Origin of the sequence: Candidatus Accumulibacter meliphilus (assembly GCF_036625345.1) — a bacterium.
Lineage (GTDB): Bacteria > Pseudomonadota > Gammaproteobacteria > Burkholderiales > Rhodocyclaceae > Accumulibacter > Accumulibacter meliphilus.
In genome coordinates this window covers 316,293-340,034 of the sequence record NZ_JAZKTZ010000007.1, presented here as the reverse complement: position 1 = coordinate 340,034, position 23,742 = coordinate 316,293, and the positions used below count along the sequence as shown (strand labels likewise).

22 protein-coding genes are annotated in these 23,742 nt (G+C 61.1%); 13 read left to right on the top strand and 9 right to left on the bottom strand.

Features of this window, described 5'->3' with window-relative positions:
• Positions 1 to 37: 37 nt before the first annotated feature.
• The 9 genes from V5B40_RS16390 to V5B40_RS16350 all read left to right on the top strand — a co-directional run bounded on the left by V5B40_RS16390 (position 38) and on the right by V5B40_RS16350 (position 7,089).
• On the top strand, positions 38 to 949 hold the full coding sequence (locus V5B40_RS16390; protein ID WP_332355475.1) for a type IV pilus assembly protein FimV: 912 nt from the start codon (positions 38 to 40) through the stop codon (positions 947 to 949).
• A gap of 160 nt (positions 950 to 1,109) precedes the next feature.
• The gene (gene recA / locus V5B40_RS16385) at positions 1,110 to 2,126 is read left to right on the top strand and encodes a recombinase RecA (RefSeq protein WP_332355474.1); all 1,017 of its coding nucleotides are present in this window, start codon (positions 1,110 to 1,112) and stop codon (positions 2,124 to 2,126) included.
• A 10-nt stretch (positions 2,127 to 2,136) separates the two neighbouring features.
• Complete coding sequence (recX, locus tag V5B40_RS16380; RefSeq protein ID WP_332355473.1) at positions 2,137 to 2,589, top strand: recombination regulator RecX; 453 nt, start codon at positions 2,137 to 2,139, stop codon at positions 2,587 to 2,589.
• Between the two features lie 3 nt (positions 2,590 to 2,592).
• Positions 2,593 to 3,327: an LPS export ABC transporter ATP-binding protein gene (lptB, locus tag V5B40_RS16375; RefSeq protein WP_332355472.1), complete on the top strand. Its 735-nt coding sequence runs from the start codon at positions 2,593 to 2,595 to the stop codon at positions 3,325 to 3,327.
• A gap of 82 nt (positions 3,328 to 3,409) precedes the next feature.
• Positions 3,410 to 4,849 (top strand): RNA polymerase factor sigma-54, encoded by a 1,440-nt coding sequence (locus V5B40_RS16370; protein WP_332355471.1) that lies wholly within the window; start codon positions 3,410 to 3,412, stop codon positions 4,847 to 4,849.
• A gap of 16 nt (positions 4,850 to 4,865) precedes the next feature.
• Positions 4,866 to 5,192, top strand: coding sequence for a ribosome hibernation-promoting factor, HPF/YfiA family (hpf, locus tag V5B40_RS16365; protein WP_169066232.1), 327 nt, complete (start codon positions 4,866 to 4,868; stop codon positions 5,190 to 5,192).
• Positions 5,193 to 5,297: 105 nt separating this feature from the next.
• Positions 5,298 to 5,750, top strand: coding sequence for a PTS IIA-like nitrogen regulatory protein PtsN (ptsN, locus tag V5B40_RS16360; RefSeq protein ID WP_332355470.1), 453 nt, complete (start codon positions 5,298 to 5,300; stop codon positions 5,748 to 5,750).
• Complete coding sequence (hprK, locus tag V5B40_RS16355) at positions 5,747 to 6,691, top strand: HPr(Ser) kinase/phosphatase (RefSeq protein ID WP_332355469.1); 945 nt, start codon at positions 5,747 to 5,749, stop codon at positions 6,689 to 6,691. Before ptsN ends, hprK begins: the two co-directional genes overlap by 4 nt.
• 44 nt (positions 6,692 to 6,735) lie before the next feature.
• On the top strand, positions 6,736 to 7,089 hold the full coding sequence (locus tag V5B40_RS16350) for a PsiF family protein (protein WP_332355468.1): 354 nt from the start codon (positions 6,736 to 6,738) through the stop codon (positions 7,087 to 7,089).
• Here V5B40_RS16350 and V5B40_RS16345 read toward each other — a convergent pair.
• The gene (locus V5B40_RS16345; RefSeq protein WP_332355467.1) at positions 7,086 to 7,493 is read right to left on the bottom strand and encodes a hypothetical protein; all 408 of its coding nucleotides are present in this window, start codon (positions 7,491 to 7,493) and stop codon (positions 7,086 to 7,088) included. The two genes, V5B40_RS16350 and V5B40_RS16345, sit on opposite strands and share 4 nt — an antisense overlap.
• A gap of 208 nt (positions 7,494 to 7,701) precedes the next feature.
• Here V5B40_RS16345 and V5B40_RS16340 point away from each other — a divergent pair, with 208 nt between their 5' ends.
• Complete coding sequence (locus V5B40_RS16340) at positions 7,702 to 8,871, top strand: UbiH/UbiF family hydroxylase (protein WP_332355513.1); 1,170 nt, start codon at positions 7,702 to 7,704, stop codon at positions 8,869 to 8,871.
• Between the two features lie 30 nt (positions 8,872 to 8,901).
• Positions 8,902 to 9,618 carry a DsbC family protein gene (locus V5B40_RS16335; protein ID WP_332355466.1) on the top strand — a complete coding sequence of 239 codons (717 nt, stop codon included), beginning with the start codon at positions 8,902 to 8,904 and terminating at the stop codon, positions 9,616 to 9,618.
• 87 nt (positions 9,619 to 9,705) lie between these two features.
• Here V5B40_RS16335 and V5B40_RS16330 read toward each other — a convergent pair whose 3' ends face one another.
• The 6 genes from V5B40_RS16330 to V5B40_RS16305 form a co-directional block, all read right to left on the bottom strand.
• Positions 9,706 to 10,437: a S1 family peptidase gene (locus V5B40_RS16330; protein ID WP_332355465.1), complete on the bottom strand. Its 732-nt coding sequence runs from the start codon at positions 10,435 to 10,437 to the stop codon at positions 9,706 to 9,708.
• Positions 10,438 to 10,734: 297 nt separating this feature from the next.
• The gene (rpoD, locus tag V5B40_RS16325; RefSeq protein ID WP_332355464.1) at positions 10,735 to 12,711 is read right to left on the bottom strand and encodes an RNA polymerase sigma factor RpoD; all 1,977 of its coding nucleotides are present in this window, start codon (positions 12,709 to 12,711) and stop codon (positions 10,735 to 10,737) included.
• Between the two features lie 52 nt (positions 12,712 to 12,763).
• On the bottom strand, positions 12,764 to 14,509 hold the full coding sequence (gene dnaG, locus V5B40_RS16320) for a DNA primase (RefSeq protein WP_332355463.1): 1,746 nt from the start codon (positions 14,507 to 14,509) through the stop codon (positions 12,764 to 12,766).
• Between the two features lie 45 nt (positions 14,510 to 14,554).
• Positions 14,555 to 15,007, bottom strand: coding sequence for a GatB/YqeY domain-containing protein (locus V5B40_RS16315; protein ID WP_332355462.1), 453 nt, complete (start codon positions 15,005 to 15,007; stop codon positions 14,555 to 14,557).
• A gap of 131 nt (positions 15,008 to 15,138) precedes the next feature.
• Positions 15,139 to 15,351 (bottom strand): 30S ribosomal protein S21, encoded by a 213-nt coding sequence (gene rpsU / locus V5B40_RS16310; protein ID WP_042334924.1) that lies wholly within the window; start codon positions 15,349 to 15,351, stop codon positions 15,139 to 15,141.
• A 140-nt stretch (positions 15,352 to 15,491) separates the two neighbouring features.
• Positions 15,492 to 16,796, bottom strand: coding sequence for a hemolysin family protein (locus V5B40_RS16305; protein WP_332355461.1), 1,305 nt, complete (start codon positions 16,794 to 16,796; stop codon positions 15,492 to 15,494).
• A 580-nt stretch (positions 16,797 to 17,376) separates the two neighbouring features.
• Between V5B40_RS16305 and V5B40_RS16300 the strand changes: the two genes are divergently transcribed.
• Together V5B40_RS16300 and V5B40_RS16295 are read left to right on the top strand one after the other, a co-directional pair.
• Positions 17,377 to 18,795 (top strand): hemolysin family protein, encoded by a 1,419-nt coding sequence (locus V5B40_RS16300; protein ID WP_332355460.1) that lies wholly within the window; start codon positions 17,377 to 17,379, stop codon positions 18,793 to 18,795.
• Positions 18,796 to 20,040: a hemolysin family protein gene (locus tag V5B40_RS16295; RefSeq protein WP_332355459.1), complete on the top strand. Its 1,245-nt coding sequence runs from the start codon at positions 18,796 to 18,798 to the stop codon at positions 20,038 to 20,040.
• Between the two features lie 95 nt (positions 20,041 to 20,135).
• Here V5B40_RS16295 and V5B40_RS16290 read toward each other — a convergent pair whose 3' ends face one another.
• Both V5B40_RS16290 and V5B40_RS16285 read right to left on the bottom strand, forming a co-directional pair.
• Positions 20,136 to 21,149: a transglutaminase family protein gene (locus tag V5B40_RS16290; RefSeq protein WP_332355458.1), complete on the bottom strand. Its 1,014-nt coding sequence runs from the start codon at positions 21,147 to 21,149 to the stop codon at positions 20,136 to 20,138.
• Positions 21,146 to 23,707, bottom strand: a complete 2,562-nt coding sequence (locus V5B40_RS16285; protein ID WP_332355457.1) for a circularly permuted type 2 ATP-grasp protein — start codon at positions 23,705 to 23,707, stop codon at positions 21,146 to 21,148. The genes V5B40_RS16290 and V5B40_RS16285 overlap by 4 nt, the downstream gene beginning before the upstream one ends.
• Positions 23,708 to 23,742 lie beyond the last annotated feature (35 nt).

Sequence of the window (23,742 nt, the reverse complement as noted above, 5' to 3'; positions counted from 1 at the left end):
CGAAAACCTGCTCTCTGTCATCGTTTCGGAGCATGCGATGCGCTCGAGAATCCACACTCCTCTCGCTATGTGGGGTATTTGTTCGCTGCTGGCGATTGCCTTCGTAGCGACGGGTGGCGCCGCGCTGGTCGTCGACAACGCTGGCGCCGCCACCGTGCTCGATCACAGCGCTTGGTGGCTCAAGCTGGCGGCCTTCCTCGGTTTGCTTGGCGGCGTCAGCTCGCTACTTCGCCGTCGCCGTGAGGAGTGCTTCGAGCCGCCGGAGCTTCCGCTCACCGTCGTCCCCCCGTTTGACAGCAGCGACGATTCCGGTTGGGAGCTGCAGGCCAACAACGAGCTCGATGTGTCGCCTGTCGAGAGCGACAGCAGCATGTTCGCCGATGCCGTCCCGGCGAGCCATGGCGTGCCGGGGTCGCCGGCCCAGCTGCAGCCAGAGCGCGGTGACGCCGAGGTCGCTGCGGTCCTCGAACTCGCCGAGATCATGCTCTGCTTCGGGCGCGCCCGAGGCGCAGAGCAGGCGCTGGAGTGCTTTGTCAGCGCCCACCCCTTGGTGGCGCTGACCCCCTGGCTGAAACTCCTCGAACTCTATCGACAGAATGGGCAGCGTCAGGCTTTTGAAGCGCTGGGCCTGCGACTCAGACGCCATTTCAACGTGGCTTCACCAGAATGGGAGTCGGTCGGCGAAGTCTTTGAAGTGCTGGCTTTTGTTGGCGAAGAACCAGGCGCATCGATCGATCAGCTGCTGCCGCAGCTGCCAACGCTTCGCGGAGTGGCACGCATCAGCACGCAGATTTCACGTACCTGGGGCTCGCCAGAATGCCTGACTTACCTTAACAAACTCCTGCGTGACAACCGCAATGGCGAACGACAAGGTTTTGCCGCAGGAGCGGTGCGCGAGTTGCTATTGCTGATCGGTCGCATGGAAAGTCGCCTCGCTCGCACCGCTTGAACCAGCGCCTCGCCGAGCCGCAACTCCCAGCCACAGTTTGTAAAGGCAGATCATTCCTCGGTGACTGTATATAATGACAGTCCTCGTTGGCGCGGAGCTTGCCATCTTCAGTGCCTTCGAACATGGGATAATTCCGCTCACTCAAGCAAGGGGACTGGCAATGGACGATAACAAGGCAAAGGCGCTGGCAGCAGCGCTGGCCCAGATCGAAAAGCAATTTGGCAAGGGCTCGATCATGAAAATGGGCGAGGGCAGCGTGGTGACCGATGTACCGGTTGTCTCCACGGGCTCGCTGGGACTGGACATCGCACTTGGCATCGGAGGCCTTCCGCGTGGCCGCGTGGTTGAGGTCTATGGCCCGGAATCCTCAGGCAAGACGACCTTGACCCTACAGGTCATCGCCGAAATGCAGAAGCTTGGCGGTACGGCAGCCTTTATTGACGCCGAACACGCGCTCGATCCGGGCTACGCGCAGAAGCTTGGTGTAAACCTCGATGAACTGCTGATCTCGCAACCCGATACCGGCGAACAGGCGCTGGAAATCGCCGATATGCTGGTGCGTTCTGCCAGTGTCGATGTGGTGGTCATCGATTCGGTCGCCGCGCTGGTGCCGAAGGCCGAAATCGAAGGCGAGATGGGTGATTCCTTGCCCGGCCTGCAAGCGCGCCTGATGAGTCAGGCGCTACGCAAGCTGACGGCGAACATCAACCGCACCAATACTCTGGTGATCTTCATCAACCAGATTCGCATGAAAATCGGGGTCATGTTCGGCAGTCCGGAAACCACCACGGGTGGCAATGCACTCAAGTTTTACGCGTCGGTACGTCTCGACATTCGCCGTATCGGCAGCATCAAGAAGGGCGACGAAGTCGTCGGAAACGAGACCCGCGTCAAGGTCGTCAAGAACAAGGTTGCGCCGCCCTTCCGCGAAGCCATCTTCGATATCCTCTACGGCGAAGGAACCTCGCGCGAAGGCGAGATCATCGAACTCGGTGTGCTGCACAAACTGGTCGAGAAGTCGGGTTCCTGGTATGCCTACAATGGCGAAAAGATAGGCCAGGGCAAGGATAATGCGCGTGAGTATCTGAAGAGCAAGCCGCAGATCGCCGCGGAGATCGAAGCAAAAATTCGCGCCGCCGTTAACGTTCCTTCACCGCCGGCGAAGACGGCCGCCTAGTGCTCCGGAGATGGGCGAAGCTTTGCGCGAGCGGGCTCTGCGCATGCTCGGACGCCGCGACTACGCGCGGCTTGAGCTGGCCGGCAAGTTGGCGCCGTACGCGGAATCGGCGGAGCAGGTGCAGGCCTTGCTCGACGACCTGACCGCCAGCGGCCTGTTGTCGGATGAGCGTTACGCCCTGGCGCGCGTAAATGCCCGTGCTGGGCGCGTCGGTGACGCGCAGCTGGCTCATGAATTGCGATCGAAAGGCGTTGCCGGCGAGCTGCTGAGCGCCGCGCTAGCGACGGGCGACGACGAGCTGTCGCGGGCGTGGCGCGTCTGGCAGCGGAAGTTCGCTCGTGAACCAGCGCTGGCCGCCGACGATATTGTGGCGCGCAGCCGTCAGATGCGCTTTCTGGCGGCCCGCGGGTTTTCCGCTGAAACCATCCGACGCGTCCTACGCGGCGATCTTGAAGACGATTGAGAAATGTCAGATACGCAGAGCACACTTTCCACACAGAAGCTCAAGAAGCGCTACAAGTCGCGTACCGTGGTACACGATGTCTCATTCGAAGTGCTCAGCGGGGAAGTCGTTGGTCTGCTCGGCCCGAATGGCGCCGGCAAGACGACCTGCTTCTACATGGTTGTCGGCCTGGTCGCCTGTGATGGCGGTGACGTTCATCTCGACGGGCAGGCGCTCACGCACTTGCCGATGCACAAGCGTGCCCAGCTGGGCGTCTCCTACCTGCCGCAGGAAGCCTCTGTTTTTCGCAAGCTGACGGTCAGCGAAAACATCAAGGCGGTCCTCGAACTGCAGAAGCTGTCGGCCGACGAAGTCGAGGCGCGTACCTTGGATCTGCTCGACGAACTGCATATCGGCCACCTTCGTCTCAGCCCGGCGACCTCACTCTCCGGTGGCGAGCGTCGGCGCGTCGAGATCGCGCGTGCCCTGGCCACCGGGCCGCGCTTCATTCTGCTCGATGAGCCATTCGCTGGCGTGGACCCGATCGCCGTGCTCGATATCCAGAAGATCATCCGTTTTCTCAAAGAGCGCGGCATCGGCGTGCTGATCACCGATCACAACGTGCGCGAAACCCTTGGCATCTGTGACCACGCCTATATCATCAACGAAGGGAGCGTTCTGGCCGCTGGCCGGCCTGAGGAAATCATTTATAATGAAAACGTCCGGAAAGTGTATCTGGGTGAGAATTTCCGCCTCTGAGCCCGCCGGTTTTTCAGCCACAATTCGAGAACCCTATGGGCAGTTTCCCGACCACAATGCGGCGACTTCCCCGGTTCTGTAAATGAAACCGTCCCTCCAGCTCAAGCTTACCCAGCACCTTGCCCTGACCCCACAGCTCCAGCAATCGATACGGCTGCTGCAACTGTCGACGATCGAGCTCGAACAAGAGCTCGAAAAGTACTTGCTGGAGAACCCGTTGCTTGAGCGTGAGGAGGAGTACGCGCGGACGGAGGCGCCAACGAGTGGTAGCGAGGAAGCGGCCGCCGACCCGGTGGCGGCGGACGAGCACGCAGAACGTCCCGAACTCTCCGAGCACAGTGAACAATCGTTCTCCGACGACGACGCCTGGCCCGGTGACGAAAGCGGCCAGCACAGTTCAACAGCTTCCGTCGACGACGAAGACAGCGACTATCAGGATGTCCAGGCAGCGACGGTTTCACTGCGCGAACACCTGCTGTGGCAACTCGGGCTGATGACGCTGCCCGACCGCGACCGCGTGCTGGTACGCTGCCTGGTCGATGCGCTCGATGATGACGGCTATCTCACCCAGTCGCTGGCGGAGCTTGCGGAAACCATGCCGGTGGAGCTGGAGCTCGAACCTGAAGAGCTGCAGATCGCGCTAAAGCACCTGCAGCATTTCGACCCGACCGGCGTCGGCGCACGTAGCGCACAGGAGTGCCTGGCCTTACAACTCGAAGCCTTGCCTGCTGATCAGACGCGTACGCTGGCGATCGAGATCGTCGGGCACTGTCTCGAACTGTTGGCCAGTCATGACTTTGCCAAGCTCAAGAAGCAGACGGGTTGTGACGACGACGCGCTACGCGCGGCACATCTGTTGATCTGCGGCCTGAATCCACGGCCAGGCGCCCAGTACGGTTTGGCGGATACCCGCTACATCTCACCCGACGTGGTGGTACGCAAAGTGCGGGGACAGTGGTCGGTCACTGTCAACGCCGATGCCTTTCCACGTCTGCGAATCAATAGTCTCTACGCCCAGATCCTTTCCCGACAACGGGGCTCCGGGCTTGCCGGCCAGCTCCAGGAAGCGCGTTGGTTGATCCGCAATGTGCAACAACGGTTTGACACGATCCTGCGTGTGGCGCAGGCTATCGTCGAACGTCAGCGTCAGTTTCTTGACCACGGTGAAGTTGCGATGCGGCCACTGGTCTTGCGTGAAATTGCCGATGTCCTGGGGCTGCACGAGTCGACCATCTCGCGGGTAACCACGCAGAAGTACATGGCAACGCCGCGCGGGATTTTTGAATTGAAGTATTTTTTTGGCAGTCACGTCGGCACGGACGCTGGCGGGGCATGTTCAGCAACGGCCATTCGTGCGTTGATCAAGCAGCTGATCAGCACCGAAGAACCGAAGAAGCCTCTTTCGGATAGCCAGATATCCGAAGTTCTTGGCCAGCAGGGCATTGTCGTTGCACGGCGAACAATTGCGAAATACCGTGAGGCGCTCAATATTCCGTCGGTCAACCTACGCAAGTCCATTTAGAAGAAGGAGCCACATCATGAACCTGCAAGTCAGTGGACACCACCTCGAGATTACTCCAGCACTGCGCGATTACGTCACCGCTAAACTCGAGCGAATCACCCGTCATTTCGATAACGTGATAGACGTGAACGTGATTCTGTCGGTGGAAAAGCTGAAGCAGAAAGCAGAAGTGACCGTTCACTTGGCTGGCAAAGACGTCTACGTGGAAACGGTCGATGAGGACCTTTATGCCGCCGTGGATGCCCTGGCCGACAAGCTTGAGCGCCAGGTCCAGAAGTACAAGCAGAAGTTGCAGGATCATCACCGCGGGAGCAAAATCATCGACCACATCGTCGTCGAGTGATCGATGCTTCGTCTGCGCACGGCAGGCTCGGCAGCAATCGCCGGCTAGTCCGTGCGCTTCCCAGTTTGAATTAATCCACGTCAGCCTTTTTCGGGTTTTTGTCGCATGAGCCAGATTACCCAGTTACTTCCCCTCGAAAATATCATTCTTGATCTTGACGCAAGCAGCAAGAAGCGCGTCTTTGAACACGTCGGCCTCCTTTTTGAAAACTACCTCGGCATCGCGCGCAGCGCCGTGTTCGACAGCCTGTTCGCGCGCGAGAAGCTTGGTTCGACCGGGCTTGGCCAGGGCGTGGCCATTCCGCACGGCCGCATCAAAGGCCTGAAAGATGCCACGGGTGCTTTCCTGCGCCTGGCTGCGCCGGTGCCGTTCGATTCCCCGGATGGCAAGCCGGTTTCGCTGTTGTTCGTCCTGCTGGTTCCCGAAGTGGCCACCGAGCAGCATCTACAAATCCTCTCCGAACTGGCACAGCATTTTTCCGACCGCACGTGCCGCGAAGCTCTTGCCAGTGCCATCGACTCAAATAGTGTTCGCCAGATCTTTGCCGACGGAACATGAGTGCCCCGCGCCAGTTCAGCGTAATCCAGCTGTATGAAGATCACCGCGAGAAGCTGAAGCTGTCCTGGGTCGTGGCAGTCGGCGTTGACCGCCAGATCGAGCTCAAAGAGCAGAGCAATTATGGTGCCGATGTCGTCGGTCATCTCAACCTGATTCACCCGGAACGGCTACAGGTTATCGGCCGTGCCGAGCATGCCTGGGCGCAACGCGTCACCGTGGACCGCCTGCGCCAACAGGTGCGGGAACTGATGGCGGCGAGGCCACCGGCGCTGATCATCGCCGACAATCTGGACATCCTGGCGGAGATTCGCGACGCTTGCGAGTCCACGCAAACGCCGCTGTTTGTCAGCCCGAAGCCCTGTTCGGCGGTCATCGACTTGCTGCGCATCTATCTTTCGCGCCGCCTGGCCGGTTCGACGTCGGTGCATGGCGTGCTGATGGATGTGTTTGGAATGGGTGTTCTGATTACCGGCGACTCCGGTGCGGGCAAGAGCGAATTGGCCCTGGAGCTGATTTCGCGCGGTCATGGTCTGGTCGCCGACGATGTCGTCGAGCTGGCATGTATCGCTCCGACAACGATCGAAGGACGTTGCCCGAGTATGTTGCGTGACTACCTGGAAGTGCGTGGACTTGGCTTGCTCAACATCCGCACCATTTTCGGCGAGACGGCATCGCGCCGGAAAATGAAACTCAAATTGATTGCCCATCTGCAGAGGCCGCTGAGCAGCAGCGATGGCCCGCGCCTGCCTCTCGACGCCCAGTCGCAGGATATCCTCGGTGTGTCGATACGCAAGGTCGTCATCCCGGTCGCCGCCGGGCGGAACATTGCGGTTCTGCTCGAGGCTGCGGTCCGCAACAGCATCCTGCAGCTACGCGGGATCGACAGCATGGGCGACTTTATTGATCGTCAGCAGCAGGCGCTGCTTGACGATGATCTTTAGCAGTGGCCTAATCACAGCGTTTCCTCAACCTAGGAGAATTTCCGATGAAAGCTTTGATCGCCGTTGTCGCTCTTGTCTTCGCCTCCAGTGGTGTTTTTGCTGCCGAAGAAAAGAAGGAACCCTCTGCAGCCCAGAAGGCACAACAGGAGAAAATGACCTTCTGTAACGCCGAGGCCAAAACAAAGGCTCTGACCGGCGACGAGCGCAAGCAATTCATGAGTAATTGCCTCAAGAAAGCGCCGGCCGCGGCGACTCCGGCAGCAAGCCCGGACGCTGTAGTAGCGCCTGCCAAGACGAGTCAGCAGGACAAGATGACGGAATGCAACGCCAAGGCTGGCAGCAAGGCGCTCAAGGGTGACGAGCGCAAGGCCTTCATGAGCGAGTGCCTCAAGGGCTAGACGAGAGGCATTCGGGCGTCGCTCGCCGGCGCCAGCTCTCCGACCGCAGACGGTGTTTTTTTGCGGTCGGTGGTTGCAGACCGGCGTTTCTGGGTTTTGCGTCGCACTGATATTTCTTCATCAGCGTCGCCAGCGGCCAGTTCTGCAAGCAGATTGCCCGGCGTGGCGGTGTGAATGTGGCCCCTTTGAAGGCTGACCACGTAGGCCTCGCGGCGGGGCTTACGGAGTTTTTCCAGGTGCTGATCAGCCTCATGCGCCGTTGCATACAGGCTGCCAAGAAAGGCATTACACGCCGCCCAACGTCCTGCGGGAGTACGCAATACGACAACCGGGCGACCGCCGTCGACAAAGGCCAGCAGGCAATTCGAATAACGGTCGGCCCAGGAAGCGGCCACCAGGTCCATGGCCTCGGGTCGTGGCACGCACGTGGCGACCAACGCGTCTAGCGGGGAATCATGCTCGGAACGAACAATTGCCGGGAAGTAAAGGTGAGCAGCTTGTCTGGCGAGCGATGTCATGACTTTGAGTTTTTAACACGCTCGGCCGCATTTGTAAAATCTGGCTCGTACGACGAGCGCACAGTTGTCCAGTTCTTCTCTGAGCCCCCTCTACATGCAAGCTAGCGAGTTTGACGTTCTTATAGTGGGTGGAGGCCTGGCGGGTCTCTCGCTGGCTTGTGCGCTGCGTGACACCCGGCTCAGGCTTGGTCTGGTCGAGCAGCGTCCCCCGCAGCGGCCAGCGGGCTGGGATGCGCGCGTTTATGCGGTTTCGCCGGCCAATGCCGCCTTCTTGCGGGAGATCGGCGCATGGAAGCACATGGCCGCCGAGCGCATTGCCCCGCTTTACGCCATGCAGATTTTCGGTGACGGTGGCGCCGAGCTTGACTTTTCGGCCTATGAGACGGGCATCCCCGAGCTTGGCTGGATTCTGGAGTCGTCGCTGATGGCCTGCGAACTCTGGGAGAGCGCCAAGCGGCAGGGCAATCTCAGCCTTTTTTCCCCGGCCGCACCGCACTCGTTGGCAATGGCTTCCGAGGCCGCCGCGCTGACCCTTGCCAATGGCGACACACTTTCGGCCAAGTTGCTGGTTGGCGCCGATGGACGGGATTCATGGGTACGCGAAGCGCTTGCCCTGCCGGCACTCAACACCGCGTATGGCGAGATGGGTGTGGTGGCCAATTTCGAATGCGAGCGCCCACATGGCAGCATTGCGCGGCAGTGGTTTCGTGCGGACGGGGTTCTTGCCTGGCTGCCGCTGGCCGGAAATCGTATCTCGATCGTCTGGTCCACCCCCGAGGAGCACGCAGAAAGGCTGCTCGCGATGTCGGCCGACGATTTGTGCGCCCGGGTCGCAGCTGCCGGCAGCCACCAGTTGGGAGCCTTGCAATTGCTGACTCCTGCCGCGGCGTTTCCGCTGCGCCTGATGCAGGTACCGCGGATCGTCGCCCCCAGGCTGGCACTGGTTGGCGATGCGGCACATGGTATCCACCCGCTCTCCGGCCACGGCATCAATCTCGGCTACCAGGATGCCAAAGCGCTTGCGCGCCTGCTCGCCGGGACGCCCGACTGGCAGGACATTGGCAACGAGCGTCTGCTCCTGCGCTACCAACGTGAACGGCGGGAGGAAACCCTGCTCATGCAGACGACCACGCACGCCTTGCACAAACTCTTCCGCGATGACTTCCCGGGGCTGAAGCCCTTGCGCAACCTGGGAATGAACCTGGCGAACGCTTTGCCAGTCCTAAAGAACTCTCTTGTGCGCTACGCAATCGGCGCCTTCTGAAACACTCGTACCTCAACCCGGAGAAACCAGATGTATATGAAATTCGTGCCATTTGTCGTCGTCGCTGCCGCGCTTAGCCTGCCCACCCTGGCAGATGAGGCAAGCGTCAAGAAGGCGCTCGAAGGCAAGCTCGGTGCTCCGGTCACCAGCGTCACCAAAACCCCTTATCTGGGGCTCTATGAAGTGTATGCGGATGGCCAGATCGTTTACACAGACGAGAAGGTTTCGGCCTTGCTGGTCGGCTCCTTGATTGACGGCAAGACGATGAAGAATGTGACCAGCGAGCGGATGCAGAAACTCACCGCGATCAAGTTTTCGGATCTTCCCCTGACGCAGGCGATCAAACAGGTGCGCGGTGATGGCAAGCGCGTCTTCGCGACCTTCGAGGATCCGAACTGCGGCTACTGCAAGAAATTGGCAAAAGACCTTGCCAAGCTGGACAACGTCACCATCTATACCTTTCTCTACCCGATCCTGTCGCCCGATTCCCTGGAAAAGTCCAATCAGATCTGGTGTTCGGCTGACAAGGTCAAGGCGTGGAACGATTGGATGGTTGACGGCAAGGCTCCGGGCGGCAAGGGCGATTGCGACACCACGGCGGTGAAGAAGAGCGTCGAAATGGGCCGTAAGTTGGCCATCAATGGCACGCCGACAATCTTCTTTGCCGATGGCGAGCGTATCCCGGGTGCAATCCCGCTTGCCAAGATCGAGGAGAGGCTTGCCGAGGCGCCCATCCCCACCAACTAGCCACGGGGCTTAGGCCCCCATGGCCACCGTCGGCGACGACCAGCCCCGGGTCGGCGCTGCGGTGTCGCGGTGGTGGAGCGCGTTCGTTCAGCGCTCGGTCAAGGTCAGCAGAATGTCAGCGTACCAGGCGCAGTTGAGCCCAAGTGCCTCGTCCTGGTTCGGGTCGCGGAAACCGACATCGAGGCGGGCGGAGTGGACGCCGAGAAGCATCCATGGCAAGTCGCTGGACGCGAAATCCTCTGCCGCGACGCGCATGACCACCGGCGCTCCGCTGGTCCCGCGGTGCGTGCGGGCGTCGGTAAGGAAGTAGCCTTCCCCCTGAAAACGAAGCCCGAACGAAGAAGCAACGATTGCCTGGCGTACCACCGGCATGTGGTGCAGGCTGTCCTGGAAGCCTAGCGGGAAGCCGACCACCAGCAATGAGCTGCCTACTTCCACCTGATCAAAGCGCACCGGCAGGTGGCATGGGGTAAAGGCGCGGTATACCCCCGTTTTTGGCAGCGCGGCGCCATCGATCGCGACCACCGCGACGTCGATCGCGCCCGCCGTATCGAGGCCTTGCCGCCAGACTCGCTGACCGTAAGCGTACAGGGGAATCGAGAATGCGGTCGACTCGGCGAGATTGTCCGGGTTGGTATGCAATTCGATCTCGATGCGATCCGGGACGTGCTGGCTAGGTTCGTCGTACAGCACGTGCCGACTGGTGACCAGGAAAAGCTGCTCATCACGCCTGAAGAAGAAGCCGCTGGCGTTGGTCAGCGCTTGCTGCTGATGGAAGGTCGTGATACGCGTTGCGGCAAGGAGGATGGATTCAATCATGGCCAGCCTGCTGCCGGTTCAGGGACCGATGGGGTGGCGGCCAGGAAGGCGAGGCGAGCCGAAAGAGCGCGCGCGGGGGGTGATCACAAGAAGCGCTGACAGTTCCCGCTGGCCCGCGGCGAGAAGCTGCCATATCTTCGATCTGCTGGTGGTGTGGATCTGTAAACGCCTTGGGTAGGCAGGCCGGAACGTACGAAGGGGACCACAAAAGTCTCCTTCGTGTCTCGCACGGTGCTGTGTTTGCAGGTGCTGTGGGAACGCGGTGATAAGGTCGCGTGTTGGTGTGTGCCGAGCGTCCTAGCTGTTGCCGTTATCCAGAAAACTGCGCAACTTGTCTGAACGCGACGGGTGACGTAGTTTGCGCAGGGCCTTGGCCTCTATCTGCCGAATTCGCTCGCGGGTGACGTCGAACTGCTTGCCGACTTCCTCGAGGGTATGGTCGGTATTCATTTCAATACCGAAGCGCATGCGCAGCACCTTGGCTTCACGCGGTGTCAAGGTATCCAGTACGTCCTTGGTAATGAAGCGCAGGCTCGAGTAGAGGGCGGCCTCGGTAGGTGCCAGGGTTGCCTGATCCTCGATAAAATCGCCCAGATGCGAGTCGTCGTCGTCGCCGATCGGCGTTTCCATCGAGATCGGTTCCTTGCTGATCTTGAGGATCTTGCGGATTTTCTCTTCCGGCATTTCCATCTTCTTGGCCAGCGTCGCCGGATCGGCTTCGAGGCCGGTCTCCTGGAGAATCTGCCGAGAGATACGGTTCATCTTGTTGATCGTCTCGATCATGTGCACCGGGATGCGGATCGTTCGCGCCTGATCGGCAATCGAGCGGGTGATCGCCTGGCGAATCCACCAGGTAGCATAGGTCGAAAACTTGTAGCCGCGACGGTATTCGAACTTGTCGACAGCTTTCATCAGGCCGATGTTGCCCTCCTGGATCAGATCGAGGAACTGCAGGCCGCGGTTGGTGTATTTCTTGGCGATCGAGATGACCAGACGCAGATTGGCTTCGGTCATTTCGCGTTTGGCGCGACGGGCCTTGGCTTCTCCGGTGGACATCTGCTTGTTGATGTCTTTCAGCTCCTTCAGCGGGATCCCGATGCGGTCTTGCAAGGCGAGCAGCTTGCGCTGTTCTTCGGTGATGTTCGGAGCATTGCGCGTGAGGATCGCGGCGTAGGTCTTGCCCGCCGCAGCGATTTCGCTGTCCACCCATTCGAGGTTGAGTTCGTTGCCCGGAAAGACCTTGATGAAATGCGGGCGCGGCATGCGTACGGTGTCTACACAGATCCGCTGGATCTTGCGCTCGCAGCGCCGTGCTTCGTCAACCATCGCCCGCACCGTGTCGCAGAGGCGCTCAATGGTTTTCGAGGTGAAGCGAATACCCATCATCTCGTCCGAGATCTGTTCCTGGAGCGTCAGATAGGCTTTGTCCTGCGAGCCCTTGCGGGAGAGCAGAGCGCGCGCCTTGCTGTCGTGCTCCCGAATCAGCTCAAGGCGAGCGAGTCCTTCCGTCCTGAGTTTGAGCAACGAGGCTGCTGCCGCCGCGCCCTCGGTGGATTCGCTGGTGTCGTCCTCTTCGTCGTCATCACTATCGTCGTCGTCGTCGGCGTTGTCGCTTTCGTCGGAATTCTCAGCGGAATCTTCCGGAGAGCTTTCTTCTTCGGGGTAAATCAGCCCGTCGATCAACTCCTCGATGCGCATTTCTTCGCGGCCGATCTTGTCGGCGCAATTGAGGATTTCGGCGATCGTTGTCGGGCAGGCGGAGATTGCCTGAACCATGTGCTTGAGGCCATCTTCGATGCGCTTGGCGATCTCGATCTCGCCTTCGCGGGTGAGCAGTTCCACCGAACCCATCTCGCGCATGTACATGCGCACCGGGTCGGTTGTCCTGCCGAACTCGGAGTCGACGGTGGACAGCGCTTGTTCCGCCTGTTCTTCAACGTCGGCATCGTCTGCCCCGGAAGCCGGTGCAGCGTCCGACATCAGCAGAGTTTCAGCGTCGGGGGCCTCGTCGTAGACCTGGATCCCCATATCGTTGAAGGTACTGATGATGCTCTCAATCTGCTCGGCATCGACGACATCATCGGGTAGATGGTCGTTGATCTCAGCGTAGGTCAGGAAACCGCGCTCCTTGCCGAGCTTGATCAGCGTCTTCAGGCGAGTCTTGCGCGTTTCGTCGTCGATCGGGGGCGGTTGGTTGCCAACCGCCAATAGATCCGCCGCTGCCTTGGCTTTTGCCGCCTTCGTCGTCGTAGTTGCCACCTTTTCCCTTGCCATGACCAATTCCCGGATAGCGTTATGCTGGAAAAACTCTAAATTCTACCATAGCTTACACTGCATGGCCGCCTTTGCTGCGCGCGCTGAGTGCTTGCAGGTACTCCTGTTTTTCTTCGTTCGATAGACCGACGACACCAAGTTTCTGGATCTTGTCCTGTAGTCGAGTGAAGGCCCGTTTGTGCTCACTCTCCAGCAGCTGTGCAAGCGTACCGTCAAATTCGCTGTCGATCTCGTCTTCGGCAAAAGGCTGTTGCATTAGTTCAGCTGCCGCGGCGTGCAGCATCGTCTCGTCCGCGCTGCCGCGCAGCTTTTCGAGCAAGGCGGGATAGGCCAGTGGCTCCGCACCGGCGCCGGCAATTGTTGCGCAGAGCAGGCGAATCGCGCGCGCTTCCGGCGCATGCTCGGGGAGCAGTTCGAGTGGCAAGCGGGAGGCCAGGGCGGGATTCTGGAGCAGGAGGCGCAGCAAGGGCCGCAGCAGCGAGGGTGCCTGTCGGGGCGCCGGTGCCGGCGCTGGCTTGACGATTGCACGCAGCGAGCACAGGCGTTCGACTTCTGCCTGCGAGAAGCCGCTGACCTGAGCCAGTCGCTTGACCAGTTGTAGCCGCAATAATGGCGACAGCATCCGGCCAAGCAAGGGCTTGGCGTCGGCGACGAGTCTGGCCCGCCCTTCGGCACTGCTCAGATCGCAGTGCCGGCTCAGTTCGCGCAACAGGAAATCAGAGAGCGGTGTCGCTTCGATGATCATCCGCTGGAAGGCTTCGCCGCCGCGTTGGCGTACCAGGCTGTCGGGGTCCTCGCCTTCCGGCAGGAGGACAAAGCCGATGCTTTTCTGCTCGGGAAGAACTTCGAGGCTGTTCTCCAGTGCTCGCCACGCGGCCTTGCGACCAGCTGCATCACCATCAAAGCAAAACACGACGCGGTCGGCTTGACGGAGAAGCTTTTGCACATGCATCGGGGTAGTTGCCGTGCCGAGCGTCGCTATCGCGTTGTCGACCCCGTGTTGTGCCAGCGCAATGACGTCCATGTAGCCCTCGACGACGATTACCGTTTCCCGGTCACGTATTGCCGTGCGCGCCTGCGGCAAGCCGAACAGCTCGCGGCCTTTCTCGAAGAGGGGGGTTTCGGGCGAGTTCAGATACTTCGGCTCGCCCGCGCCAAGGACGCGGCCACCAAAAGCGATCACCTCGCCCTTCTGGCTGACAATCGGAAACATTACCCGGTCACGAAAACGATCGTAGAGGCGGCCTTGCTCGTTCTTGATGACCAGGCCCGCCTGCTGCAGCTCCGGATGGCCATAGTCTGCGAAAGCAGCAGCCAGGCCTTGCCCTCCCGCAGGTGCGTAGCCAACGCCGAAGCGGCGGGCGATCTCGCCGCTGACGCCGCGCTCCTTGAGGTAGCGGATTGCGTTTTCCGAGCGTTTGAGTTGTTCGTAGTAGAACTTCGCGGCCTTGCCCATGCTTTCTGCGAGCTGCTGGCGTTGTGGACCGTGCTGCGGTGCGTGCCCTTGATCGTCAGGAAGCTGCAAACCGCAGCGCGCCGCGAGTTCCTTGAGCGCATCAATGAAGCCGGCCCCGGAGTAGGCCATGATGAAGCCGATGGCGTTGCCGTGCGCGCCGCAGCCGAAACAGTGATAGAACTGCTTGCTTGGACTGACGGTGAAAGAGGGCGACTTTTCGCTGTGGAACGGGCAGCAGGCCGCGAAATTGGCGCCGGTTTTCTTCAGCGGGACGTAGCTGTCGATCAGGTCGATCAGGTCAACGCGATACAGCAGATCCTGAATGAATGCGTCCGGGATCATCCGGGCCTCCCTCGGGCGGGTGGCTGGCAGCCCTGGTGGTGATGTTCAGGCGCCAGCAACAAGGCGCATTTTCACGAGCCGCGAAACCTCGCTCATGTCGGCGCGCCCCGCTAGTCCGGGTCGCAGCTGCGCCATCACCTTGCCCATGTCAGCAGGGCTGGCAGCACCCGTTTCTGCAATGGCATGTGAAACGACTTCGACAAGTTCTTCCGTCGACAGGCTCGCAGGCAGGTAGGCGCTGAGGAGTTCGGACTCGAATTGCTCCGCGTCGGCGAGGTCCTTGCGCCCGGCTGCTGCGTACTGGGTGATCGAATCCCGGCGTTGCTTGAGCATCTTGCCGATGACAGCGACGATCGCGTCGTCGTCGAGTGCAATGCGCTCGTCGACTTCTTTCTGCTTGATTGCCGCCAGCAGGAGACGCAAGGCGCCGAGCGTTTTCGCGTCGCGCGCGCGCATCGCTGCCTTTACGTCTTCGTTGATGCGTGCTTTGAGGGTCATCGCCAGGCACCTCCCGATCTACATGATTGCTGCACGAAGGCAGCTCCGCGCGCACAGAGTGCGGGTGCTTCAGAAGCGCAAAAAGCCGCCCATCTTCAGACAGGCGGCCGTTCAAACGACGCTGACGATCTCTAAAAAAGCTTGGGAGGCAGGGTCTGGCTGCGCATGCGCTTGTGATGACGCTTGACCGCGGCGGCCAGCTTGCGCTTGCGCTCGGCGGTGGGTTTCTCGTAGAACTCGCGCGCTCTCAGTTCGGTCAGCAGGCCCGTTTTTTCTACGGTGCGCTTGAAGCGCCGGATGGCAACTTCGAAAGGCTCATTTTCTTTTACACGAATGGCAGGCATAGACTCATCCAAGGTTCAGGTGGGTATGGTACAGCTTAGCCGCGCATTATATACATGCTTGCCGTGCGACGCCAAGCATCAATTTCGCAAGCCAGGATCCGCCGGCCTCGCGATGGCAACTCGGAGGTGTTGTTCCTGGATCAGCCCTTCTCGTTTGGCCCCTCTTTCTGCGCTGCTGGTTTTTCGGCTTGGGGCCCGGCAGCGATATTCTGCTGACGGCGGATTCGCACCTCATGAATACGGCGCCGCGATGCGCGTTCGATTCTTACTTCAAGACCCTCGAGGGCGAGGTGCTCACCCGCTTCGGGAATACGTTCGAGGTGGGTGATCACCCAGAGATTTACCGAGTCATACGGCTTGCCTGTGAGTTCCTGGCCAAAGTGGCCTTCCAGGACGCGCAGTTCCGTCATGCCATCGACCAGCAGCTCGCTGCCGTTCGCCTTTCCGAGGAGCGTCTGATCCGCTTGCGAAGCTTCCGTGTCATCATGAATCTCACCGACCAGCTCTTCGAGGATGTCCTCCAGCGTGAAGATGCCGAGAAGGCCGCCAAACTCGTTGACCACCACCATCAGCCGCTCCTTGTCGGCTTTCAATATCCTCAGCAGGCTGTCTACCGGCTGATTCGGCGGTACGAACAGCGGCTCTCTGCCAGCTTCCCTGAGCGGCTTGTCGAGATTGCCTTGGGCCACTTCGCCAAGGACGATCTGCAGAGTGATGACCTGATTGATCTCGTCCGGATTGCCCGAGTGAAGGGGGATCCGGTAGTGCGAGCTGGCGATGATCTCGTCCAGGGCGTCGCGAATAGAGCGGTTGCCGTCGAGCGAAAAGACCTCGTGGCGGTGCACCATGATGTCGCTGGCGCGCAAGGTGCTGAAATCGAAGATTCGCCGGATCATCATGTGCTCGCCGGCCTCGATCGATCCTTCCCGGGTGCCATGAGCGGCCAGAGCGATCAGCTCTGATTCGGTGATGCTTGGATCCTTTGGCGGGCTGCTGAGGCTGTGCATCCATTCGATGAGTCTTTCCATTGCCCACACCAGCGGGAAGAGCAGTTTGCCAAGAATCTCCAGTGGCGTTGCTGCCAGCAAGGCGACGACTATGGCGTAGCGTGTGGCATAGGTCTTCGGCGTGATCTCGCCAAATACCAGGAGCAACAGGGTGATGAGCCCGACGGCAAGGCCGGGGCCGAGGTGGCCGAAATGCTCGGTGGCCACCACCGTGGCCAGGGTCGCGGTGCCCGTGTTTACGAGATTGTTGCCGATCAGGATGATGACCAGCGTCCGATTCAGGTTGCTCTTCATGCGATGCAGCGCCCTGGCACCTAGCCGTCCTTCGGCCAGCAGCGATTCGGTGCGTGCCCTGGAGAGGGTGGTGAGGGCGGTTTCGGAACCTGAGAAGAAGGCCGAGAGGGTGAGCATGATCAGCAGCAGAAACGCTTCAAACACGGTGAGATGGCTCCCAGAGTTGGCGCGCCCGGCTCGCGATATTCAGGGGCCGGGGTAAGGACTTCCTAGCGTTGATACACTACTTGCAAGGCCGGTGCAATGTTGTCGAGCTGAGGCGCCCGCTGGATGTTCGGGGCGGCAGCCGTGGTGCGCCAGTGCCGGCCGACGCTGCCTCGTCGTCGAGCGGCGTGCTCTTACCAGGCCGCAAGCTCGTCGGCGTTCGGCAATTCTGGCGGCGAAGGCCCTGGCAGAAAAGCGCTAGCTTCGGCGAATGGCGAGCTGCACCCGGGCTTTTCCCTGCACCGTGTCAGGTACGCTAGCCGTCTGCGGGCCAGCTTTGGCGGGTCGCGCGCCGTGGGCGCCGCGGTTTGACTTTGGCATCAAACCCGCTGATAATCGGCGGTCGTGCGCAGGTGCGGGCAAGTTCGTATTTAGGCGAAGCAGCTACGGACGCTTATGCCGCCGCTGAATTGCCGGCGTGGTCGTCAGGAGCTTCGCTGCCGTGGTTTTGTCCGCTTTTGCATCGTGCGCTTTCAAGGCGTTCCGAAGACGGCGTGCAAATTTTCTCGAGGAGTGAAGAATGGATCCAGCACTTTGGATAGAGCTGGCGGTTTTTGTCGTCCTGCTGGTGTTTTCGGGTTTCTTCTCAAGCACTGAAACCGCGCTGTTTTCTCTGAGTTCGTTCCACCTTGATCAGATGCGCAAGGCCAAGAACCCGCGCATCGATCTCATCGAGCGTTTGCGTAGCGAGCCGCGCCGGCTGATTGTCACCATTCTGATTGGCAACGAATTTGTCAATGTCGCCGCTTCGGTGATCTCTGCCGCAGTGATCATCAAGCTGTTCGGCGCCGAGAACGACATGCTCAATCTCCTGGTCATGGTGCCGATCCTGCTGCTGTTTGGCGAGATCACTCCCAAGGTTCTGGCGATTCGCAACAACATGGCGTTTGCCAGCTTCCAGGCACGCCCAATCCATCTGTTTGCGCGTCTGATCACCCCGCTGCGCGAAGTGATCCGCCAGGTCGCCGAGTTTTTCATCACGCTGATCGTCGGTAAGCAGCGCTCGCAGGGCAATCTGGTTACGGAAGACATGATCCGTACCCTGGTGACCGACGCTGTTGGTGAAGGCGCTCTCGACAGCCAGGAAGCGCGCTACATAGAGAAAATCTTCGACTTCGGCAACAAGTCGCTGCGCGACATCATGCGGCCGCGCTCGGACATCGAATTTCTGTCGGCGGATCTTTCGGTGCCCGAGTTGATTGCCGGGATCAAGGCTACCCGTCAGTCGCGCTATCCCATTTATCGCGAGCGGCGGGATACAATCCTCGGCATCTTGCACACCCGTGATCTGCTCGGTGTCGACCTCGGCAGGCTGGAGCGCGACCCGCATGCTTTTCGCAAGCTCCTGCGGCAGCCGAACTTCTTCCCTGAGTCCAAGCCGGCGGTCGAGCTGTTCCATACCTTCCGCCAGCGCAAACTCTCGTTCGCGCTGATCGTGGACGAGTACGGCGGTGTCACCGGTCTGGTGACCATGGAGGATTTGTTGGAGTGCGTTTTCGGTGAGATTGCCAGCCCATCGGATAGTGAGGCACCGGACCGGCACATGGTCAGCGAATTCGACGATGGCCGCCGCCTGATCGACGCCGGTATGTCTCTGGAGGAGTTCAACCGCACTTTCGCGGTGACTATCGACTGTGAAGATGCCGAGACGATCGCCGGTGTTTTGCTCGACGCTTTCGGCGAATTGCCGGCGACGGGCGCATCGATTGTTCTCTGCGGCATGAAGCTGACGGTCGACAGCGTCGAATTCAATCGCATCAGCCGGGTGCTGGTCGAGCCACCGGCTGTGGAGTCGACGGCGGACGCGGGTGATGGCACAGAGGTGGGGGCCGCGGTCGAAACGGACGCGACGAGCGGCGGGGAGTCCGGCGACCAAGGCGCGGCTACGGATGCGAAGAGCGCCCCCGTCGAGCTGCCGAAGAAAGCGGAGGGCGTCTAAATGTCCGATATCTGGCTCACTGTTCTGTTCATGTTCGCCTGCCTGATCGCGGAGGCATTTTTTTCCGGCTCGGAGCTCGGGATCGTCAGCGCCGACCGCATGAAGCTTCGCCACGATGCGGCTAAGGGCTCACGGGGAGCACGCCTGGCTCTCGATATGCTCGAGAAGCGGCCCGAATGGTTGCTGTCGACGACTCTCGTCGGGACGAATATCGCCGTTGTAGCCAACTCGACGATCACCACGGCGATGATGATCTCCTTGTTTGGCGACGCCGGCAGCTGGATGGCGGTGCTCATTGTCGCGCCCTTGATCTGGGTATTTGGAGAAATCGTCCCGAAGAGCATTTTCCAGCAGCGCGCCGATGTCATGGCTCCTTATCTGATCTACGTGCTGCGCTTCTTCTCGATTCTCTTTTCGCCGATCCTGATCTTCTTCGTGACTCTGTCGAAGTTTCTTTCCCGGCTCGCCGGCGGCGCGGACGAACAAAACCCCTTTACCCTGCGCCAGCAGATTCAGAGCATGGTGCAGATGCCGCCGCACGAAGGGGGTGACATCCAGCTGATCGAGAAGAACATGATTCGGCGCATGTTCAATTTCTCGGAGACCACCGTTTCGAAAGTGATGGTGCCCTTGATTGACGTGGACGCGGTCGAGAAGACCTGTACCGTTGCCGAGGCGATTCGCCTGGCTGTGGCCGGCTCGCACATTCGCTTGCCGGTCTTCGATGGGCGTATCGACCGCGTCGTCGGAGTGCTCAACACGATGGATTTGCTGGGTGTGGACGGGTCCGCGTCGATCGAGTCTTACATCAGCCCGACGCAATACGTTCCGGGTAGCAAGAGTGCCGAATCGATGCTCGTCGAGCTGCGCAAGGATGGCGATGCGATGGCCGTGGTGATGGACGAGTTCGGCGGTGCCGAGGGGATAATCACCATCGAGGACATCATCGAGGAAGTGATGGAGGATATGCAGGACGAGTACGATCGCCAGGAGAAGCCGGCGGAGTGGTTGAAGAAGCTGGGCCATCATGACTACCTGGTCAGCGCCCGGGCCGATCCGGCAATGCTCAATGAAAAGCTGGGGCTGAAGCTGCCCGAGGGCGACTACGATACCTTGTCCGGTCTTCTCCTCGAGCATGCGCGCGAAATCCCGAAGGTGGGAACGGTCATCGAAGTGGCGGGTATCAAGTTTACCGTCCAGCGGGCGACGCCACAGGTTGTCCAGGAAGTGCAGATCCTCTGGTAGACCGGGCCAGCCAGCTGGCTGTGGCCCGCTGCGCGGGAACATCGGGCTGGAAGGGCTTGGCCCGCAGGCGCTCCGGTGACGATGCCGGCGGCGAGCTACTTGCCTTGATCGCTGACTTCGTCGAGCGGCGTCACGGTGACCGCGACATCCGGCTCGTGGGCGTCGCCGCCGAGAATCACTCCCCGCAGCGGTGAAACGTCGGCAAAGTCGCGCCCCCAGGCCAGCGTGATGTGCTGGGTGTCTGGCAGGAGGTTGTTGGTGGGGTCGAAGTCGACCCAGCGGCCACCTTCGAGTTCCGGGCAGTACACCGACACCCAGGCGTGTGACGCGTCGGCGCCGACCAGCCGCGGTTGGCCGGCTGGCGGGTGGGTGAGCAGGTAACCGCTGACATAGCGCGCAGCCAGGCCCTGTGAACGCAGGCAGGCCAGCATCAGGTGCGCGAAGTCCTGGCAGACGCCGCGTTTGTCGGCCAGCACCTGCAGCACGGGGGTGGCGACCGTGGTTGCTTCCGGGTCGAACTCCAGCTCCTCGTAGATGCAGCTCATCAGTGCCTGAACGGCCTCGAGTAGCGGCCGTTGCGGGGGGAAGCATTTGCTGGCGTAACTCAGGAACTCGTGCTTTACGCGTACGTGCGGCGATTCGAACTGGAAACGGCTGGCGTCGACGAGAACCGGACGCGAGCCATAGGCCAGCGCTTCGCGTACCCTTTCCCAAGCTGGCGAGCAGGCCAGGAAGCCAGGCCTCTGCCCCGCAGAGCCTGATCGAAGGGCTTGGCGACCGGCTTCCGGCGAGTCGCCAAGCAGCATCGGCTGCGGGTCAAGCGGCAGGTGTGGCAGCACTTCGATGGTGCTCTCGGCGCGAACGGTGAGGCTGTCGTGCGGAAATTCGATGGCCAGTTCCCGGATCGGATTGCCAAAGCTGTCGTGCCGCTGGCGGCTCGCGCTGGCCTCGGGAGCGACCGTGATCTGATGGCTCAGGCAGCGCTGCCAATGGCAATCGCGCGGCGTCAGATGCAGCATCTGGCGCGACAATGAAACCGGGCTCTCGTAGCGGTAAATCGTTTCGTGAACGACGTGATAGCGGCTGGCAGGCAGGTTCGCGGGGGTCATGAGGTGAGTGTGTAGTGACTGACGTCGCTGACGTGGCTGAAATAGCGCATCGCCAGGCGGTCGGAAAGTGCTGCCCCGGCAGCGGCCGTCTGCTCGAGAATCGTCGCCAGTTGCAGGCAGGGGTTGCAAGCGCGGCAATCGTCGAAGCTTTTTCCCTCGAAAAGGCCGAGGTCGAAAGCTTGCAGTCGTTCCTGCGCTTGCCGCAGGGTTTCGTCGCGCGGGCCACCGAGCAGGCGGGCCTGCTGGTCCAGGTAACGGAGCAGGATCTGCAGTTGGAAGGCAACCGAGTGCGGGTTGGCGTCGTCGAAGACGACCAGGTCGAGCGTCGGTAGCAGCTCCGGTTGCGTCATGTAAGACGAACGGTAGGTAATGATGCTGTCGGTGAACTCCAGCAACCACTCCAGGCCGCCGGGAGCGCGGGTTGATTCCAGGCGCAGGAAATGCGCGCAGGCTTTGGCGAGGAAGATGAGTCGCTCGATGCGCCGGCCGATGATCAGTAGGCGCCAGCCGTCGTCACGCGTCATGTTGTCCATCGCAAAGCCGGCCAGTGAGGACGAGGCGAGCAGGACCTGGTCGAGAAAAGCCAGCGCGTCGCCAAGTTCCTCGGCTAGCGCTTCGCTGCTGCGCAGCCGGCTGTAGGTCTGCAACTGGTGTTGCAGGCGATTCAGGGCATGCCAGTTATCGAGCGAGAAGCGTTCGCGCACCTGTGCGGCAACCCACAGCAGGCGGCGTAGGTCGCCGGCCAGCCCGGCGCCCCATTCCTTGCCGCAAATTGCAGTCAGCATCAGCGCCTCACGCTGCACCCGCGAGGCGGGGACCTTGGCCTCGGTGTCGCTCTCCGGGTCGGCTTCGGCGACTGGCAGGAGCTTCAGCGCCAGGCACAGGTCGAGCGCTGAACTCAGCGCCGGGGCGGCGTCATCGCCCGCGTCCACCAGCCGCGCGAGCGCGACGCGCAAGAGGCGGGCGGTTTTGTCGCAGCGCTCGGAGTAACGGCCGAACCAGTAGAGATTTTCGACGACTCGCGAGGAAAGCTTGAGGCCGCCGCGTACCAGATCGGCTTTGCCGACCGAGTGCTTGAGCAGGCTGAAAGTGTTGACCGCGGCATTGGTGAGCACCCAGGTATCCTTGCTCGAGCCCCCGCGCTGCATCGAGATGGTGCGCGCGTTCGCTTTTGCCGATACGCGCGTCAGTCCGCCCGGCATCACCACGTGACCAGACGGCGTGGCGGCGACGTAGACGCGCAGGGCAACGCCGCGCGGCAGCAGGCGCCGCTTGTGGTCCGGACTCCAGCTTGGCGCCTGCGAGTAATTAACCAGCTCCTGAGCAACGTAGGCCTGCGGCCGCGCGCGAAGACGGGCTATCATTTCGTCGCGGCTGCTGCCGGTCAGCTCGTTGCCGAAGAGCGGGTCGAAAGTCTGCGAGGGGTAGGCGCCCTTGATGACGAGATGCTCAAGGTTGGCGATGGTATAGTCGAGCGCCTCCTGCTCGCCGCACCACCAGGTGGCTACCGACGGCATGGCCAGCCGCTCACCAAGCAGCTTCTCGCAAGCGCCGGGCAGGAAACCGGGCAGGGCTGCGGACTCGAGCAGGCCGCTGCCGAGAGCGTTGGCGACCAGCACATTGCCAGCGCGCACCGCCTGCAGGAGGCCGGGAATACCCAGCGCCGAGTCGCCGCGCAGTTCAAGCGGGTCGCAGTAGTCGTCGTCGAGCCGGCGCATGATGGCGTGCACACGGCGCAGGCCGTTGAGTGTCTTCAGGTAGACGCATTCACCACGCACCGTCAGGTCCTGCCCTTCGACCAGTGGAAAAGCGAGATAGCGGGCGAGGTAGGTGTGTTCGAAGTAGGTTTCGTTGTAGGGGCCTGGCGTCAACAGCACGATCAGTGGTGGCTCGTCGCCGTGCGGTGCCCAATGCGCCAGGGCCTGCTGAAATTTGCGGAAGAACGAAGCCAGGTGCTGGACGTGCAGGTCGCGGAACTGTTCTGGAAAGAGGCGGCCAATGATGGTCCGGTTTTCGAGCGCATAGCCCGCGCCGGATGGCGTCTGCGTGCGGTCCGCGATCACCCACCAGCGGCCGTCCGGCGAACGCGCGAGATCGGCGGCGTAGAGGTGCAGATAGGTGTCGCCGAGTGGTTTGATCCCCTGACATGGCCAGAGAAAATTGTTGTGCCCGTAGATCAGTGCCGACGGTACGATGCCGTCCCTGAGCAAGGTCTGTTCGCCGTAAAGATCGCGCAGCACGGCGTTGAGCAGGCGCGCACGCTGCTGCACGGCGCTGGCTATCGCCTGCCACTCGTCGGGGCAGAGAATCAGCGGCAGAGGATCGAGTTCCCACGGCCGGTCGGCGCCTTCGGGATCCGCATAGACGTTGTAGGTGACGCCGTTTTCGAGGATGCGCTGGCGCACGTAGTCGAGGCGGTGACGCATCTGTTCGGGCGTCGCCGCCTCCAGGTGCGCAAAGAATGGCTGCCAGGCGCGGCGGATGCTGCCATCTTCGGCAAGCATTTCGTCGAAGCGATCAGGCTTCTGCGGATAGGTCGACAGCAAGGATCGTGGCATCAAGCAAACAGGCCCGGGAGTTAGCCCGGGCCGAC

Coding starts and splice junctions, on each gene's coding strand:
- V5B40_RS16390 (WP_332355475.1), top strand. CDS start 38: ATGCGCTCGAGAATCCACACTCCTCTCGCTATGTGGGGTATTTGTTCG.
- recA (WP_332355474.1), top strand. CDS start 1,110: ATGGACGATAACAAGGCAAAGGCGCTGGCAGCAGCGCTGGCCCAGATC.
- recX (WP_332355473.1), top strand. CDS start 2,137: ATGGGCGAAGCTTTGCGCGAGCGGGCTCTGCGCATGCTCGGACGCCGC.
- lptB (WP_332355472.1), top strand. CDS start 2,593: ATGTCAGATACGCAGAGCACACTTTCCACACAGAAGCTCAAGAAGCGC.
- V5B40_RS16370 (WP_332355471.1), top strand. CDS start 3,410: ATGAAACCGTCCCTCCAGCTCAAGCTTACCCAGCACCTTGCCCTGACC.
- hpf (WP_169066232.1), top strand. CDS start 4,866: ATGAACCTGCAAGTCAGTGGACACCACCTCGAGATTACTCCAGCACTG.
- ptsN (WP_332355470.1), top strand. CDS start 5,298: ATGAGCCAGATTACCCAGTTACTTCCCCTCGAAAATATCATTCTTGAT.
- hprK (WP_332355469.1), top strand. CDS start 5,747: ATGAGTGCCCCGCGCCAGTTCAGCGTAATCCAGCTGTATGAAGATCAC.
- V5B40_RS16350 (WP_332355468.1), top strand. CDS start 6,736: ATGAAAGCTTTGATCGCCGTTGTCGCTCTTGTCTTCGCCTCCAGTGGT.
- V5B40_RS16345 (WP_332355467.1), bottom strand. CDS start 7,493: ATGGACCTGGTGGCCGCTTCCTGGGCCGACCGTTATTCGAATTGCCTG.
- V5B40_RS16340 (WP_332355513.1), top strand. CDS start 7,702: ATGCAAGCTAGCGAGTTTGACGTTCTTATAGTGGGTGGAGGCCTGGCG.
- V5B40_RS16335 (WP_332355466.1), top strand. CDS start 8,902: ATGTATATGAAATTCGTGCCATTTGTCGTCGTCGCTGCCGCGCTTAGC.
- V5B40_RS16330 (WP_332355465.1), bottom strand. CDS start 10,437: ATGATTGAATCCATCCTCCTTGCCGCAACGCGTATCACGACCTTCCAT.
- rpoD (WP_332355464.1), bottom strand. CDS start 12,711: ATGGCAAGGGAAAAGGTGGCAACTACGACGACGAAGGCGGCAAAAGCC.
- dnaG (WP_332355463.1), bottom strand. CDS start 14,509: ATGATCCCGGACGCATTCATTCAGGATCTGCTGTATCGCGTTGACCTG.
- V5B40_RS16315 (WP_332355462.1), bottom strand. CDS start 15,007: ATGACCCTCAAAGCACGCATCAACGAAGACGTAAAGGCAGCGATGCGC.
- rpsU (WP_042334924.1), bottom strand. CDS start 15,351: ATGCCTGCCATTCGTGTAAAAGAAAATGAGCCTTTCGAAGTTGCCATC.
- V5B40_RS16300 (WP_332355460.1), top strand. CDS start 17,377: ATGGATCCAGCACTTTGGATAGAGCTGGCGGTTTTTGTCGTCCTGCTG.
- V5B40_RS16295 (WP_332355459.1), top strand. CDS start 18,796: ATGTCCGATATCTGGCTCACTGTTCTGTTCATGTTCGCCTGCCTGATC.
- V5B40_RS16290 (WP_332355458.1), bottom strand. CDS start 21,149: ATGACCCCCGCGAACCTGCCTGCCAGCCGCTATCACGTCGTTCACGAA.
- V5B40_RS16285 (WP_332355457.1), bottom strand. CDS start 23,707: ATGCCACGATCCTTGCTGTCGACCTATCCGCAGAAGCCTGATCGCTTC.